The sequence below is a fragment of the Gilliamella sp. A7 genome, from assembly GCF_002142015.1.
GTDB lineage: Bacteria > Pseudomonadota > Gammaproteobacteria > Enterobacterales > Orbaceae > Gilliamella > Gilliamella apis_A.
This window is the reverse complement of record NZ_NASN01000010.1, coordinates 1-17,576: the sequence shown is the minus strand read 5'-3', so window position 1 is coordinate 17,576 and position 17,576 is coordinate 1. Positions and strand designations below refer to the sequence as shown.

Genomic DNA, 17,576 nt, shown 5'->3' with positions numbered 1-17,576 from the left:
GTAACGGTTAATAAATTATTATTTTTACAAAAATTGTTATTTATTTTTCTGAGCTATTATTGATCTGTATTTATCCGGGGTGCCTTAGGCTGAGATTATACCCGTTGAACCTGATTCGGTTAGTACCGACGAAGGGAGTATAAAACACGCTTTTCTGAAAGTCTGTTGTACTCCTTAATAACTAATTTTTATAAAAAGGATTCATCATGCCGTCATTTTATTCACTTATTGAATCATGCCAAAGTGATTGGGATAACTATATTCAACATGAGTTTATTCAACAATTAGGTAAAGGAACATTGGATATTGCCTGCTTTCAACACTATTTAAAACAAGATTATCTTTTTCTTATCAATTTTTCCCGAGCATGGGGATTAGCAGTGTATAAAAGTCATGATCTGGCTGAAATCAAACAATCTTTAAATAGCTTGAAAGCAATTGTTGAAGTTGAACTAGACTTACATATTGAATATTGTAAAAAGTGGAAAATAACTGAGAACGAACTTAACCTATTAACTGAAGCCAAAGCAAATAGTGAATATACGGGTTATGTGTTGGATGTCGGATTACATGGAGATACATTAGATTTGCATATTGTATTAGCGCCTTGTTTAATTGGTTACGGTATGATTGCTGATTGGCTAACCAAACAACATTGGTATGATGCTAACAACAATAGATATAACAGTTGGGTTAACATGTATGCTAGTAAGGAATTCCAACAAACAATGCAAAATGAAATTGAGTGGATTGATCAGCGCTTAGTAAATTTAGATGCTAGTCGCATTGAACATTTAAAAAAATTATTCAGGCAAGCAACTAAACTTGAAATTGGTTTCTGGCAAATGGGATTAGATAAAAGCTTTTAAATAACAAACATACTTTACCACTATGGGTAAAGTATGCTGAATTTGAACTATATTTAAACAATGTTTAAATTAAAGTAGTTTTGAATAATCTTGTTTGGTGGCATCGTCCCAAACACTTGCTTGTACTTGGCCAATATGTTGTTGCTGTAAAAGTAACATGGTTAATCGTGATTGGCCAATTCCACCACCAATTGTTTGTAAAAAATCGCCATTAGCTAATGCTTTATGCCACGCATATTGTAGGCGATCTTCATTATTAGTCAGTTTTAATTGCCGTTTTAAGGTTTCCGGATCGACACGGATTCCCATTGATGAGATTTCAAAACCACTATTTAAAACAGGATTCCAAACTAAAATGTCACCATTTAAGCCTTTTGAACCCATTTCATTATCACTACTCCAATCATCATAATCAGGAGCACGTACATCATGTTTTTCGTTATTTGATAATTCACCACCAATACCAATTAAAAATACGGCGCCTAACTCTTTGGTAATTGCATTTTCACGCTCTTTCGGTGATAAATTTGGATAACGTTTTAACAGTTGTTCACTATCCATAAAGGTAATTGTTTCGGGTAAAAAACGTGATAAATGATATTTTTCAGAGACTGCTTTTTCAGTCGCTTTAATTGCACTATAAATTTTTTCAACCGTTTGTTTTAAATAAGCTAAATTGCGATCTTCGGGACGAATCACTTTTTCCCAATCCCATTGATCAACATAAACAGAGTGAATAGGCGAAAGTTTATCTTCATCTGGGCGCAGAGCTTTCATATTTGTATAAATGCCTTCACCAACAGGAAAATTGTGCTGACTTAACGTTTTACGTTTCCATTTAGCTAGTGAATGAACAACTTCGAATTGTGCATTAGGAATACTTTTAATATTAACTTGAACGGCTTTTTCGGTACCTGACAAATTATCTTGAACGCCATCACCAATTTGACTCAATATTGGTGCTTGAACTTCAATTAATGATAGATTATTTGCTAATTGCTCGGCAAAAAATTGTTTAACAAAATTGATTCGTTGTTGCTGCTCTTTAAATGATATTGTCATGTTTAGTCTCGAAATATAAAAAATTTTGTGTTGTTAAATTAAACTAGAAAGCAGAAATATGCAAGTTTAGTTAACTGGCTTAAACTAAAGATCAAAAACTATCTCAATTACTTCTAAAATATATTTTTACTAATAACTATTTATGATGTTTTTACAAACTAATTATCTTTTATCTATTGCTGATAATTAGTGTCAGGACCTTTTAGTTATTAAATCAGCTCACACTAAATATAAAAGTTTATTGTTTGCCAATCAGTTTGGTGTGTTTTATTTAGCGACCTTAGCAACGTGCTGATAACTGAGTGAAATTAGCATGGCAAACAAGGAAGTTTGGCAAGGCTGTGTTTTGTCAGGAACAAATCACAGCCGCTGCGTTAAGAACGAACGAAGGCGGAAGGCAGTCTCCTAGTGACCACTTGCGTGGTCGCCGCGGGAGTTGGTAAAGAGGGTTCGCGTAAACCCGCTTTGCTCGGACGTAATCGCCATTTAAAAATATCCACCAAACAACAAAACGTCCGAAACTCAGCGAATAAAAAAATTTGAGGAGAGGGGTTTTTAAACCTCGATACTATTCCGCAAATTTATTTTTATGATCATATCGATTATAGTGAATATCATCGCTAATTAAATAGTTATAAATATCATCGACAATTTCTATACCATTTATTTGATAATCGGCTTCACGTTTTCTGCTTCGTTCTCCTGGGAAGAAGACTTCACTATTACCTTTGGCTGGTTTAGTTTGTTTTAGTTGGTCAAGCATAGCAGACATACTTTGTTTAAATATATCAAGGCCAATAAAATATTCAGGATTGATAACAATATGCAGATGACCAAGGTCACGGCCTTTGGATAAATCTGCATACATGGATGAAACATTTTTACCAAATGGTAAGCCAAGCAATATGCCAGAAAGTACGTCAACCATCATCATTAATCCATAACCTTTAGCACCGGCAATCGGTAATAGTGCATTTACTTTATATGGATCAGTAGTCGGCTCACCGAATTCATCAACCGCCCATGTAGCTGGAATTTGGGCACCTTTGGATCTAGCATATAATACTTTTCCCCAAGCTTGAACAGTGGTCGCCATATCGAATGAGACAATTCGCTCGTCATTGGTGGGAGCAGCAAATGCAATAGGATTGGTACCAAAAAATTCTTCAGCGCCGCCATATGGGACAGCCATTGGATCAGATTGGCACATGGATATGGCGACTAAGTTTTGTTTGGCAGCCATCTCGGTAAAATAGCACAGTGAACCACTGTGTGACATTCGACGAATCCCTACTACTGCAACACCATTTTTCTTCGCCAATGCTATCGCTTTATCCATACCGACCTTTGCAGCAACTAATCCACAACCATTATCAAAATCTAAGATTGCTGACGATGGGCCTGTCTCCTTATAGGTGACATTAGGATAAGGAGTCATGCCACCTTTGGCAATCCGTTCAGCGTAATATTCAACTCGTACGGCGCCGTGCGAGTGAATACCTCTGGCATCGGCAAATGCCAGTGTATCAGCGGCGATATCGGCATGCTCTTGAGTTAATCCAGCTTTATGTAACTTTTTGGCAATCAAGTTATGTAGTGTTTGTCTGTCTAATCTCATATTAAACTCCTGTCCAAGCTATCTATCCGTTACTGCTCAGTTTTATAGGTGCTATTGGCTGATAATGGTACCTTTGGTTTTTGCTAATAGCGATTCAATATCGGTTAAATTACCGATATAAGCGGTGTTACCTGTTTGCTCAACAAATTCAATCACTGATTTTATTTTGGGTCCCATGGCGCCATCATCAATAGCCATGGGTTGTATACGTTTGGTATCGACTTTACCTAAAGCGGTTTGTTGTGGCGTACCCCAATTTTCATACACTGCATCTGTATCGGTTAATATCATTAGATGGTCAGCTTTTAATTCAATAGCGAGCTGTGCGGCACTATGATCTTTGTCAATGACAGCTTCAATACCTTTATAACCAGCATTATCTTTAACTACAGGTATACCACCACCGCCGTTACAGATAACGATAGTATTTTGGCTTAGCAATTCTTTTATCGTATCAAGCTCAATTATTTTTTTCGGTTTTGGCGATGCCACAACTCGACGAACATATTTACCATCTTGCTTGAATTGCCAACCATATTGATTTTGTAGATTCTGTTGTTCTTCTGGTTTATATACAGGACCAATATATTTGGTTGGATCTTTAAATGACGGATCGTTATTGTCGACCTCAACTTGGGTTAATACGCAGGCGACTTGGTTGATATTTTCATATTGTTGTAAGCTGCGTTGTATCATATAACCTAACATGCCTTGGGTTTGTGCAACTAGGACATCGAGAGGATAGGCTGGCACGCTTGGATAACTAGCATTTTGTAAGGCAAGTAATCCTACTTGAGGTCCATTGCCATGGACAATTACCAGTCGATATTTATTGGCTAATTTTGCAATAAATTTGGTGGTGCTGTTGATATTTTGATATTGGTTATCAATAGAAAGTAATTCGTTTCGTTTTGAAATTGCATTACCACCTAGTGCAATAACTATCAGTTCCATATGGTATCCTTTGAGATATTTAGCTAATATAGTTTATTGTTTAGATATTTACATCGCGATGACAATCTTTGGAATAGATATAACTCAAAGGTTGTTGGCCTACCGCATAACAAGCTTGCAATGCATAAGCACCCATAAAGATATAATCATCCTTTTTTACTGGAATCCATTGATTATCAAGTAGATACATTCCTTCACCGCTAAGTAGGTAGGCGCCATGTTCTTGTACATGAGTCTCAATATACCCATGGCTGGCACCGGGTAAAAAAGTCAGAATGTGAAAGTTCATATCAAAACAGAGCTCTTTAGGCAGTAGGTCTTGAATAAATACGTTACTCATATTTTCATAATTAACCCGTTCTAATTGATCAACATGATTGACAATAATTCGTGTTTGGTAACCTAAAATAGGATTGTAGCGACGCTTATATAAAAATAAACGTGATGAAGAAGCTAAATTTTGTAAGTAAAGCTTAATGCCAGCAGGGGAATAGATATATCCGCCAGCATGGAGATCATATGATTGGTCATTTGCTTTAACCATGACTTCACCTTCAATCACATAAGCAAATACCTCAATACCATCATCACCAAATCCTTGTAAGTTGTGACCATCTTGATACATGGTAACCAGATAATCAACAAACGAAGCGCCTAATTTAGGGGTAGCTAATATGGTTATGTCACAATTTTCAAAACCGGGAATAATATTTTTAACTAAACCATCTGGAGGAATTAAAGCGAAGTTTTGACGTTTGATAACTGCGCGTGATGCTAATAGGTCTTTTGGGTAACCGGTATTATTATTGATATATCCCATAATGATCTCCTTGGAACATATAATGTTCGGTCTGCTATGGTTTTTAGGTGCAACGAGTGTGAACCTAAAAGCATAACTTGGTGTACTAATTTTTAATTGGTCGACCATTTACTCGGGCTATAGATCGATAAATAGTCGACATTTTGCGCAATCAGTAAGTTATATGTTTACGCAAATTAATTAAAAAGAATAACGCCGTTGCAATGATTAATATTGCTATAGCAACGTAAAAACCAGTAATTTTGGTACCGGTTATATCCGCTAGTAAGCCTGTCAACGGTGGTGCAATAACGGATGAACTCATACCAAAAAAGTTAAATACACCAAATGCGGTGCCATAACTGTTTTTAGGGGCAATGTCAGCAACATGAGAAATTAAAATCGGTTCAACTACAAATTTGCCAAACAATCCATATAAGATTAAGCCGATTAGCAACAATGTGATGGTAGCTGATTCGACCGCCATTAACAGTGTTACCGCTGAAAGCAGCTCTAATACGATAATAAACATCAGTCGTTTAGATCTAAACTTATCAGAAATTTTGCTGATAACTAATGCACCAGGAATAGCAGCAAAGGCAACCAACGAGGATGCTGAACCAACACTACCGCCAGAAAAACCCCGTTCAGTTTCAAGAAAGTTGGGTAACCAACTTACTACCATATAATAGCCATAACAAGTGGCAAAATACATGATATAACAAGCAACCATTGGGCTTGTAAAAAAGCTATGTTTTTGTTTTGTTGTCGTTTCGGTTACGGTTTTATGTTTTTGCTGTTTGTTGTGTGCGATAACAGTTTTAATCGATGGCTCTTTAATAATTATGGCAAATCCAGCTATTAAAGCGAGAGTTAATGCTGCAATAATGAAGAGCATATATTGCCATGGCATATCTAATGATTTAACTAAAAAGCTGGTGGATAGTAAACAAATCCCCATACCTAATGCTGCACCAGTATTGATAATTGCCGAGGCAAAGCTACGATGTTCAGCAGGAATATTTTCTGCTGATAGTGACCATGCAGAACCATAATAAGAACCACAACCTAAACCAGCCAGTAAGCTACCGATATAAATCATCATCATCGAATGAGCATTACCAATTATTACCGCTGCAATAGTGAACAAAATAAAGCCTGGAATAACCACGGCTTTTTTACCATATTTATCGACTAAGATCCCTGCTGGGATTTGCATCAGGGTATAAGAAAAAAAGTAACAACTAGCAATTAAACCTAGTTCAGTATTTGATTGTGGACCTACAGTTTGTTGAATTTCCGGAAAAAGCGCAGCTAAAACAGGGCGATATATCCACATTACTAACCAACCAAGGAATAGTAAAGCAACAATTTTATGCCAGTACTGAATGCCGCCTTTTGTTTCTACTGTTGTCATTTTACTTCCTTATTATTCTTGATAAGCCAATTGGTAAAGTGCATAGGTTAATGCTTTTATGCCTTCGACTAAGTCTTCAGTTTTAGTATCTTCTGCTGGATTGTGGCTTATACCTTTGATACTTGGAACAAATAACATGGCAGTAGGTACTCGTGGTGCAAAAATCTGTGAGTCGTGACCAGCACCACTGTGCATAACACGATAGCTAAGGTTTTCTTGTTGACAGATGTCTTTCAACATCTTGATTAATTGATCATCCATTGGGATTGGCGCTTCATCCATCCAACGATTTATTTCGATCTCAAGACCGAGTTGTTTAGCGATACCGAGCATATCGGATTCCAATTCTTCAGTGAATTTTTTGAGTTCAGCTTGATCAGTATGACGACAGTCTATCGTAAACATCACTTCACCAGGCACCACATTAACCACATTGGGTTTTGGATCAACATGACCAAAGGTTAATACTAATGGATCGCCTATTTTGATCGCTTTATTGATTGATTCGTGGCAAATTCGGCTAAAGGCATAGATAGCATCTTTACGGTAACTCATTGGTGTGGTGCCTGCATGATTGGCTTCACCAACTAGGCGAACATTATAACGGCGTTGGCCTACGATGCTGGTGACAACACCAATGCTTTTTTGTTCTCTTTCAAGCACACCACCTTGTTCGATATGAAGTTCTAAAAAGGCTTTGATATCAGTTCGTGCTTTTTGGCTGTTAAATTTAAAACCACAGCTGCTCATAGCATCAACAAACTTGATTCCATTATTATCTCGAATTGTGGCTACATCGTCATTGTTCGCTATGGCAAAGACGTTTTTACTTCCCCAAAAGACATAAGGAAAACGGCTGCCTTCTTCTTCGGCCATTGAGATTAGTTCTAAACTGCGTAATGGTTGGCCATAGTTTTCTTTTAAATATTTCATAGCAAGCATAGCAGCAATAATACCTAATTGTCCGTCAAGCTTTCCGCCATTTACGACCGTATCAACATGGGAACCAGACATAATCACCTGTTCTTTATATTTGCTACCTTCAAATCGACCATATAAGTTCCCTACATCATCAAAATAGGTATCCATGCCGATTTGCGTAAGTTTTTCTTTAAGCGCATTTTGGGCAGCCAGCCACTCAGTAGTATAAAGTAATCGTGTTGTGCCACCTTGTTCTAAACCACCAAAACTGGATATCCATTTAACTTCATCAGCAACATCATCATATAAAATATTCATTAATATTTACCTATTTTTTAAAACTCGCCATCCATTATTAACATCAATCATGATTAATATTAACTACACATATCGTATTGTTTCGATACTCAGGAGCATTTTAAACGTTTTTTTATATTTGTTTACCATACTATTAATAGCAAATAATAATGTGATCAAACTAGCTTTTTTATGTTTGTGAAATTTAATTAAATTAATTAGTTACTATTATAAAAAATTTTTTAATAATCTTTTATGATACTGATTTTAAATAATATTATATTTTTGTTATTGTAATTGTTTTGTGATGTATAAACTGCTTATTACTGATTTTTTCCGTAATATATAAATACAATCTCATTGTTAAATTTTTATAATGAGCTTAATGAGGTTCAAAATTAACAGCATTTATCATATTTGAGAGGCCTGTTTTCATGATTCAATCTTTTATAAAAAAAGGAAGCTTTCAAGATTCCGTCAGTTTGATGTTGATATCAAAAAAACTCAGTAATCTTGATGAGGTTGATGAAGTATCTGTCATGATGGGTACTCCTGCCAATAAGTCTTTATTAACCGCAACTGGTTTTTGGAGTGATCATTTTAATGATGCTACACCAAATGATATTTGTGTGGCGATTAAAACCAACGACGATTCTGCCGATGTTGTCGAGTTAATCAGTCAACAACTTGAAGATGCCTTAAAAAATATAGCTCAAGCTCAGCAAGGTGGCGCAAAGCAGCTCAAAGCCAGACGCCTAGCCAGTGCGACAAAAAAATTATCTGATGCCAATTTGGTTTTAATCTCGATAGCGGGTGAATATGCTGCCGAGTTAGCCGATCGCGCTTTAGATGATAATAAAAACGTTATGATCTTTTCTGATAATGTATCAATTGAAGATGAAATCCGTTTAAAAACAAAAGCAGCTGAAAAAGATTTAATTGTCATGGGACCTGATTGTGGAACTGCATTTATTGCTGGTGCGCCATTGGCGTTTTCCAATGTTATTCCAAAAGGAAACATTGGGGTAATTGGTGCATCTGGCACCGGTATTCAAGAGGTGGTTTCGCAAATCGCTTTATTAAATCAGGGAATTACCCAAGCTATTGGTCTTGGAGGACGTGATTTATCTCTAGAAGTTGGGGGAATTAGTGCACTCACAGCCTTAAAAATGTTAGCGGCTGATCCCGAAACTCAAGTTATTACCTTTATCTCGAAACCGCCTGCGGAAAGTGTCAGGGAAAAAGTTATTTCGGCTATGAAGTTAATTGATAAACCTGTAGTAGCACTATTTTTGGGCTCTAAAATTGATAAACCTAAAGATGATAATATTTATTTTGCCAGAACATTAGATGAAGCTGCTCGATTAGCCTGTTTATTAAGCCCAGTCGAAGCAATAGCAAGTAATTTACCTAATTTATCTAACAAAACTATTACAGGATTGTATACTGGCGGAACGTTAGCCTCAGAAGCGGCGATGTTATTGGCAGAGGAACTGAATCTAACAACAAGTCATCATCATGATAAAGGGGTTATGTTAGAGCAAAATGGCCATAAAATTATCGATTTAGGTGATGATTTCTATACAGTAGGTAAACCTCATCCGATGATCGATCCTTCAATCCGCGAAGATGAAATCGCTCAACTCGGCAATAAACCTGATGTTGGTGTATTACTTATTGATTTAGTAATCGGTTATGGTGCAAATGCTGATCCTGCCGAATCAGTGATTTCTGGTTATCAAAAAGCTTGCGCTAAACGTGATGATAATCATCCATTAATTGCTATCGCAACTGTGACTGGTTCTGAACAAGATCCTCAGTGCCGTAGTAAGCAAATTGAAGCATTAAAATCAGCAAATATTGTTGTGATGAATAATTTACCGGAAGCTATCTTGCTAGCTAAAAAACTCATTACAACAAATAAATCTGCCAATTTAGTTAAACCTTATCCTTTATTAAGTCATATTAGTGTTATTAATGCTGGTTTAAGAGGTTTTGCTGAAGATCTTCAGGCATCGAATATTCCTGTTGTGCATTATCAATGGGCGCCAATAGCCGGCGGCAATAAAAGATTAGCGGCTATTTTGCAAAAATTAAATTAAGAGGTTTTGATATGTTAAGTACCGCAATAAATGAAGCAAACCAAAAAATTATTGAACGAATTAAAGCGGCTAGACCACATTGGGTCGGTGTTATTGCTGCTAAAGAAGCCGTACCAACATTGGCGCAAGGTAAAAAATTATTACATGCTGGTCCTCCAATTGTTTGGCATGATATGACTGGACCAATGCAAGGTGCCTGTATTGGTGCATGCTTGTTTGAGGGTTGGGCACAAGATGAAAAGCAAGCTTTGCATCTGTTAGAATCTGGACAAGTAGAATTTATTCCATGTCACTCAGTCAATGCCGTTGGTCCAATGGGGGGGATAACCTCAGCCAATATGCCAATGATTGTTGTTGAAAATGTTACTCATGGTAATCGAGCTTACTGCAATTTAAATGAGGGCATTGGTAAAGTAATGCGTTTTGGTGCTTATGGACAAGAAGTTTTAGACCGTCATCGTTGGATGAAAGAGTCATTAGGGCCTGCATTAAATGAAGCATTAAAACTATTTGATAATGGTATCGATTTAACGGCTCTTATGGCGCAAGCCATAACCATGGGTGATGAATTCCATCAACGTAATATTGCTGCTTCAGCATTGTTGTTACGAACGCTTTCACCAAAATTAATTTTACTTGACCGTAGTAAAGCAGAAATGGAAAAAATCTTCAGCTTTTTAAGTGTGACAGATCAGTTCTTTTTAAATGTTGCTATGGCATTTTGTAAATCCATTATGGATAGTGCAGCGCAAATCAAAGAAGGTACCATTGTTACTGCAATGACTCGTAATGGCAAAGAATTTGGAATTAAAGTCAGTGGACTTGGTGATCAGTGGTTTACTGCACCAGTTAATACCCCTCAAGGTCTTTTCTTTACTGGGTATTCCCAACAAGACGCCAATCCAGATATTGGTGATAGTGCTATTACTGAAACTTTTGGTATTGGTGGAGCCGCCATGGTTGCAGCACCAGGCGTAACTCGTTTTGTTGGTGCAGGTGGCACAGATGTTGCTTATGAAGTATCAGAAGAGATGAGTGAAATTTATTTAGAACATAATATGCTATTCCAAATTCCAACTTGGAATTTCCAAGGCTGTTGTTTAGGTTTAGATCTTCGTTTGGTGGTCGAAACAGGTATTACACCATTAATTAATACTGGTATAGCTCATAAACAAGCAGGTGTGGGCCAAATCGGTGCAGGAACGGTAAGAGCACCATTAGCATGTTTTGAAAAAGCACTCGAAGCATTAGCTGAAAAATTAGAAGTGTAGATTATGAAATTGATATATGCAGATGATGAATGCTTAAATAAACCGATTAACCGATCTCAGTTAAGTACAAATGTTGTTGATTATTGTCAACAGCGTGGTCTATTTATAGCTCAATCATCGCATATCATCAAACCACTACTAATTAGTGCTGATATTCCGATAAAAGAGGGCGAATTATCGCTATTTAGTTGTTATCAACATACCATTAATTTAATCACGGCTAATCAGCAATTAATTACATTACATCGCTTTAACAGTGGTTTATCACCAATGGGTGTAGTGTTTAAATCGTCTGATTTTGATTTCCTTATGTCGCTATTATTGGATAATAATAAGATATCACTTTATCAATTGTCGACTGGTGACTTACAAATCGGCATGTTTCTCATTTCCTTTGATACACATATTTGCCAGCTTAATTCAAAAAAGTATTCACTAAATAACATGAGTAAATTGCAAGTTGCTAATCAGTTAAAGCAAATTCACAATCCTACTGGATTATTTGGCCAATTAAGCAACAATGTAAATGGTCATTATCCACAGCAATTAAATCAGTTATGCAATATTATGATGAATTTAATGAATGGCAATGTTGATGATATCTCGCCGTTTATTGGTTTAGGTCCCGGTTTAACGCCAAGCTTTGATGACATTATTGTTGGTATTTTAGCAGTCACCTCAAGTGATCTTTGTTTTGTTGATCGAATGCAACGATTTAAAACAACCTTTGCAAAATTATCATTAGATTTATTAACTACAACTGTTAGTGTTGCCTTCTTAAATTATGCATTACAAGGCAAATTTTCGTTGCTGGTGTTACAAGTCATTAACTCATTTGTAAAAGGTAACTATCATCATTCATCGATAAAAAACTTAATGAATTATGGCCACACCTCTGGATCAGATCTTTTACTTGGTATATGGTTAGGTATTGATCGTTTTGTTTTAAGGGATTAAATCATGTTAGATACAGAAACCATGCGAACCTTTATCAAAGTAGTAGAAAGTAATAGCTTTTCAAAAGCCGCAAAACTACTTTACAAAACACCTGCCGCAATTAGTTATCGCATTAAATCATTGGAAGCCGATCTCAATACCCAACTTTTTGAACGAACCACTCGAACCGTGACACTTACATTAGCAGGGCAACACCTTTATGAACAGTGTAGCCAATGGTTGCTTTGGTTATCGACTATGCCCGATGAGCTTCAACAAATCCGTGATGGTGTTGAACGTAAAATTAACATTACTATCAATAATTTATTGTATGATGTTGAAGCTGTTGCCGATTTATTGGCTTTTCTGAAAGAAAAATTCCCTTTCACCCATTTTAATGTGAATCGACAAGTGTATATGGGGGTATGGGACTCGTTATTGCATGGTGAATGCCATTTAGCCATCGGTGCAACAGGTACTGAATCGCTTGATACTATGATAAATATACTTCCACTTGGTGAAGTTAGTTGGGTATTCGTTGCTGCAAAACATCATCCTATTTCTCAAATTGAGGGGGCGTTATCGAATGAAACATTACGCAAATACCCAGCAATTAATGTTGAAGATACATCTGTTCATATGAATAAACGAGTGGCATGGTTATTACCGAGTCAATCAGAGATTATTGTTCCCAATATTTCAACCAAGTTGGCTTGCCACTTAAGGGGACTCGGGATCGGTTTCTTGCCAAAATCAATCTGTCAATCTTATTTGGATTCAGGTGAATTGATTGCTTGCCGAGTTATTAATGAACGTAAACCATCGCCATTGTCCTTAGCATGGAAAAAAACGCATATGGGTAAAGTGATGAATGAAATTGTAAATCTATTTAGATTTCATCATCCCCTTGCCAATAATTTTTTAAAAAATATAGATAAAAGAAGATGAATTACCAATTAGTGTGATCATCAACTAATTAACTCGATATTAATAAAGGAAAAAATAATGTTAGATCTAAATAAATATGATCAAATTAATCCGCCTTCACGGCTATTAATGGGTCCCGGTCCAATTAATGCAGATCCTCGTGTAACTAGAGCGATGGCTGCCCCTTTAATTGGTCAATTTGACCCGATTATGACTGATTATATGAATCAAACCATGTCACTTTATCGGGATATTTTCAAAACCAAAAATGAACAAACTTTTGTTATCGATGGAACAGCAAGGGCTGGTATTGAAGCAGTATTAGTATCAACGATTAAACCAGGTGATAAAGTCTTAATCCCCGTGTTTGGTCGCTTTGGTTTATTACTATGTGAAATTGCTCATCGTTGTCGTGCAGATGTTCATACTATTGAAGTGCCATGGGGTGAAGTTTTTGATCCTAATGTTATCGAAGATGCGATTAAAAAAGTTAAACCAAAATTATTGCTTTGTGTTCAGGGTGATACTTCAACAACATTGTTACAACCATTAGATAATATTGGTGAAATTTGCCGTCGACATGGCGTATTATCTTATGTTGATGCTACAGCTTCAATTGTTGGTAACCCACTTGAAGTTGATAAATGGCAACTTGATGGTGTTTCAGTCAGTTTACAAAAATGTTTAAGTGGGCCTCCAGGTGTTGCTCCTCTCACATTAAGTCCGAAAATGGTCGAAATCATCCAAGCACGTAAATGTGTTGAATTAGGTATAAGATCTGATAATGACACCAGTGGCAATGATGAGATGATCTATTCTAACTATTTCGATATCGATATGATTATTCGTTACTGGGGATCTGAGCGTATTAATCATCACACCGAAGCCACATCAATGCTTTATGCTGCACGAGAATGTGCTCGAATCGTGTTACAAGAAGGTTTAGATAATGTTATTGAGCGTCACCGTATCAATGGTGCAGCGATGGTTGCTGGTTTACAAGCAATGGGTCTGAACTTATTTGGTGATTTATCTCATAAGATGAATAATGTTGTTGGTGTTGTACGACCTGATCATATTAATGATCTTGAAGTTCGCAATTTAATGCTCAATGATTTTGGTATTGAAATTGGCGCCTCTTTTGGTCCACTTAAAGGTAATGTATGGCGTATCGGTACTATGGGATACAATGCAAGAAAATCTTGTGTAATGCAAACCCTTACTGCGTTTGAAGCAGTATTAAATCGTGTTGGCTTTAAAACAACCCAAGGAGCTGGATTAGAAGCTGCTTGGAATGTCTACAATAAATAAGTAGTAGACATTTGATAATTATAAAAAGTTCACTTAAGTGAAATAAATTATATCCATTGGATATTGAGCATTTGATTTAAATTAATAAATAGTAATCTATTGATTAAATGATAAAAATCAACAATAGATTACTATTGCTACAAATATTAACTTTTGTTTCAAGTTAATCAAGATAACACTATTTAAACAAAAGGAAATTTAATGAATCAGTTACACAATAAAATTTCTAACTCTGGATATAAACAAAAAAAATGGAAAGGACGATATACAATACTATTACTTTTATGGTCAGGTTGGTTACTCTCATTTCTTGACCGGATGGTAATGAATGTATCGCTACCTTTTATCGGTCAAGATCTCGGTATCGACAAAACAGTACAAGGTTCGATTATCAGTGCTTTCTTTGTTGGTTATGCGTTGTTTCAAATTCCGGGCGGGTATTTATCAGATAAATTTGGTCCTCGTAAAGTGATGGCTTTTGCCATTGTGTGGTGGTCAATGTTTACTCTGTTTACTGGATTAATTTATGTATTACCTCTGATGTTATTGACTCGATTTTTATTTGGTGCCGGTGAAGGATGTTTCCCCGCATCATCTTGGAAAACAATTGCAACTTATTTTCCAGCTAAAGAACGGGGCAGAGCAACAGCAATTCAATCATCAGTTAATACTTTAGGGCCAGCAATTTCAGTTATTGTTGCTGTCGCTATAATTGAATGGTTGGGTTGGCGTGATGTGTTTATTATATTAAGTATTCCTGGATTCGTACTAGGATTACTTATTTATAAGTTTATCCGCAACAATCCGACTGAAAATAGTCTGATTGATGCTAATGAATTGCAAGAGTTAGAAGTTAGCAATAGCCAAGATAACAATAATACAGCAGTAGATAACAGTTCATCTTCGTTAATAAACGTGTTGAAAATGCCAATACTATGGAAGTTATCGCTTATCTGGTTTTTGTTTGATATTACATTTTGGGGTTTCACAACGTGGTTACCAAGTTATTTACTCGAAGCAAGAGGTTTATCCCTTTCAAAAACCGGGATTTTGGCGGCAATTCCTTTCCTATTTGGTGCATTAGGCACATTAGTCGGTGGATATTTTGCTGATAAATTTGAACACAAACTAAAATATGTTTATGGTTTAACTGCTTTTATATCTGGCATATTTCTCTTCTTTATGTTCCAAGTTGATAATCTGCAAGCGGCTATTATTTTCCAATGTCTATCAGCACTATTTATGTTTATTGCTTTTGCGATCTTCTGGGGAATGTTAATGCATATGATCCCTCCGGTGATTATGGGTAAAGCTTCAAGCATTGTTAATTTTGGTGGTCAAGTTGCAGGGGTATTATCTCCATTTATCATTGGATTCTTAATCGATAACGCTAACGGTGGTTATAATCATGCATTTATATTTATGGTAATAGCGCTAATTAGTTCGGCAATTTTGACTTTTTTCATCAAAAAAATGAATATTTAAGCATAGAAATAGATTTTCGATCTAACAAATCATAAAAATACTCAAACTAAGTTTGAGTATTTTTTTACATTGAGAAAATAGTTTATTCTAAAAAAAGTTGAGGAGAGGGGTTTTTTAAGCCTAAATCTAGCCATAATTTCACTGAAATTGGTTATCAAACTAAAACCAACTCGCACTAAACATAAAGGCTTATTGTTTACCAATTAGATTGGAGTACTTTATTTCGCGACACTAGCAATGTGCTGACAACTGAGAGAGATTAGCATGGCAAACAGGGATGTTTGACAAGGCTGTGTTTTGTCAGGAACAAATCACAGCGCCGGTGCGTTAACAGCGAACGAAGGCGGAAGGTAGTCACGTAGTGACCACTTGCGTGGTCGCCGCGAGAGTTGGTAAAGAGGGTTCGCGCCAACTTTCTTTACTCGGACGTAATCGCCGTATAAAAATAGCCATCAAACAAAAAAACGTCCGAAACTCAGCGAACCAAAAAATTTGAGGAACGGGGTTTTTTAAGCCTAAATCTAGCCACAATTTCACTGAAATTGGTTATCAAACTAAAACCAGCTCGCACTAAACATAAAGGCTTATTGCTTACCAATTAGATTGGAGTACTTTATTTCGCGACACTAGAAATGTGCTGACAACTGAGAGAGATTAGCGTGGCAAACAAGGATGTTTGGCAAGGCTGTGTTTTGTCAGGAACAAATACAGCCGATGCGTTAAGAGCGAACGATGGCGGAAGGCAGTCACGTAGTGACCACTTGCATGGTCGCCGCGGGAGTTGGTAAAGAGGGTTCGCGCAAACCCTCTTGACTCGGACGTAATCACCGTAGAGAAATATCCACCAAACAACAAAACGTCCGAAACTAAAAAAACAAAAAATTTGAGGAGAGGGGTTTTTTAAAGCTTAAAAATATCCTATTGCTAACCCTTTTTTTTGACTTAAAATAAAGCGATTAAAAATCAATGTGTTAAGAAGTGGTTCAAAAAAAGGGTTTTTACTGGTAAAAATAGACTTTGCCTTTTTGCCAACTACATTTATAGTATGTTGTGTTCTAGTTCACTGCCGTGTAGGTAGTTTAGAAAACAAAGCATTACTGTCAAGATTAAACCTAGTAGTTCACTGCCGTGTAGGTAGTTTAGAAAACTTGATTGGTATGTGGATGGTTAGTGATACCGTTCACTGCCGTGTAGGTAGTTTAGAAAAATGCACGCGTCATTAATCAAAGATTTAATTGGTTCACTGCCGTGTAGGTAGTTTAGAAAACTCACAATTTCAATAATTGCATTACCTTGTTGTTCACTGCCGTGTAGGTAGTTTAGAAACACACAAAAAAAACGTAAATTAGTTAAAAAAGGTTCACTGCCGTGTAGGTAGTTTAGAAAATGCTGGGCCGTAGGGCAATAAGTGCCCTACCGTTCACTGCCGTGTAGGTAGCCAAAAATTCAAATAAACAGCTTTAGTGAAGTGACCCCCAATAGTTGGACAACCAATTACTGGGGGTCTTTTTATGTCAAAATATAGTCGAGATTTAAAAATTATCATAGCTAATGAATTCTTATCAGGAGAATCATCGGAAATTCTTTCAAAAAAATATGCGATATCT

At 36.4% G+C, this 17,576-nt stretch carries 14 protein-coding genes, 1 CRISPR repeat array and 1 riboswitch; of the genes, 8 read left to right on the top strand and 6 right to left on the bottom strand.

Annotation, left to right across the window (positions count from 1 at the left end; translation table 11 throughout):
- The first annotated feature begins 65 nt into the window (after positions 1–65).
- Positions 66–155, top strand: a riboswitch (TPP riboswitch).
- Positions 156–206: 51 nt separating this feature from the next.
- A complete protein-coding gene (tenA, locus tag B6D18_RS04335; protein WP_086363318.1) occupies positions 207–869 on the top strand; it encodes a thiaminase II in 663 nt (220 codons plus the stop codon).
- 69 nt (positions 870–938) lie between these two features.
- Here the strand turns inward: tenA and asnA are convergent, their stop codons facing one another.
- The 6 genes from asnA to allC all read right to left on the bottom strand — a co-directional run bounded on the left by asnA (position 939) and on the right by allC (position 7,958).
- Positions 939–1,931 carry an aspartate--ammonia ligase gene (asnA, locus tag B6D18_RS04330; protein ID WP_086363317.1) on the bottom strand — a complete coding sequence of 331 codons (993 nt, stop codon included), beginning with the start codon at positions 1,929–1,931 and terminating at the stop codon, positions 939–941.
- A 568-nt stretch (positions 1,932–2,499) separates the two neighbouring features.
- The gene (gene allD, locus B6D18_RS04325) at positions 2,500–3,549 is read right to left on the bottom strand and encodes an ureidoglycolate dehydrogenase (protein ID WP_086363316.1); all 1,050 of its coding nucleotides are present in this window, start codon (positions 3,547–3,549) and stop codon (positions 2,500–2,502) included.
- 51 nt (positions 3,550–3,600) lie between these two features.
- A complete protein-coding gene (locus tag B6D18_RS04320; protein WP_086363315.1) occupies positions 3,601–4,503 on the bottom strand; it encodes a carbamate kinase in 903 nt (300 codons plus the stop codon).
- Positions 4,504–4,543: 40 nt separating this feature from the next.
- Positions 4,544–5,323 carry a (S)-ureidoglycine aminohydrolase gene (gene allE, locus B6D18_RS04315; RefSeq protein WP_086363314.1) on the bottom strand — a complete coding sequence of 260 codons (780 nt, stop codon included), beginning with the start codon at positions 5,321–5,323 and terminating at the stop codon, positions 4,544–4,546.
- A gap of 151 nt (positions 5,324–5,474) precedes the next feature.
- Positions 5,475–6,719 (bottom strand): MFS transporter, encoded by a 1,245-nt coding sequence (locus tag B6D18_RS04310; protein ID WP_086363313.1) that lies wholly within the window; start codon positions 6,717–6,719, stop codon positions 5,475–5,477.
- Positions 6,720–6,731: 12 nt separating this feature from the next.
- Positions 6,732–7,958 (bottom strand): allantoate deiminase, encoded by a 1,227-nt coding sequence (gene allC / locus B6D18_RS04305; protein ID WP_086363312.1) that lies wholly within the window; start codon positions 7,956–7,958, stop codon positions 6,732–6,734.
- Between the two features lie 413 nt (positions 7,959–8,371).
- Between allC and B6D18_RS04300 the strand changes: the two genes are divergently transcribed.
- The 7 genes from B6D18_RS04300 to B6D18_RS12890 all read left to right on the top strand — a co-directional run bounded on the left by B6D18_RS04300 (position 8,372) and on the right by B6D18_RS12890 (position 16,757).
- Positions 8,372–10,039 carry an acyl-CoA synthetase FdrA gene (locus B6D18_RS04300; protein ID WP_086363311.1) on the top strand — a complete coding sequence of 556 codons (1,668 nt, stop codon included), beginning with the start codon at positions 8,372–8,374 and terminating at the stop codon, positions 10,037–10,039.
- Between the two features lie 11 nt (positions 10,040–10,050).
- Positions 10,051–11,310 (top strand): DUF1116 domain-containing protein, encoded by a 1,260-nt coding sequence (locus tag B6D18_RS04295; protein ID WP_086363310.1) that lies wholly within the window; start codon positions 10,051–10,053, stop codon positions 11,308–11,310.
- 3 nt (positions 11,311–11,313) lie between these two features.
- On the top strand, positions 11,314–12,267 hold the full coding sequence (locus B6D18_RS04290; RefSeq protein ID WP_086363309.1) for a DUF2877 domain-containing protein: 954 nt from the start codon (positions 11,314–11,316) through the stop codon (positions 12,265–12,267).
- Between the two features lie 3 nt (positions 12,268–12,270).
- Complete coding sequence (gene allS / locus B6D18_RS04285; protein ID WP_086363308.1) at positions 12,271–13,194, top strand: HTH-type transcriptional activator AllS; 924 nt, start codon at positions 12,271–12,273, stop codon at positions 13,192–13,194.
- Between the two features lie 57 nt (positions 13,195–13,251).
- On the top strand, positions 13,252–14,484 hold the full coding sequence (locus tag B6D18_RS04280; RefSeq protein ID WP_086363307.1) for an alanine--glyoxylate aminotransferase family protein: 1,233 nt from the start codon (positions 13,252–13,254) through the stop codon (positions 14,482–14,484).
- A gap of 201 nt (positions 14,485–14,685) precedes the next feature.
- A complete protein-coding gene (locus B6D18_RS04275) occupies positions 14,686–15,969 on the top strand; it encodes an MFS transporter (RefSeq protein ID WP_086363306.1) in 1,284 nt (427 codons plus the stop codon).
- Between the two features lie 659 nt (positions 15,970–16,628).
- Positions 16,629–16,757, top strand: coding sequence for a hypothetical protein (locus B6D18_RS12890; protein ID WP_256363480.1), 129 nt, complete (start codon positions 16,629–16,631; stop codon positions 16,755–16,757).
- 270 nt (positions 16,758–17,027) lie between these two features.
- Positions 17,028–17,415: a CRISPR direct-repeat array (repeat unit 28 nt; unit sequence GTTCACTGCCGTGTAGGTAGTTTAGAAA).
- Between the last annotated feature and the right edge of the window lie 161 nt (positions 17,416–17,576).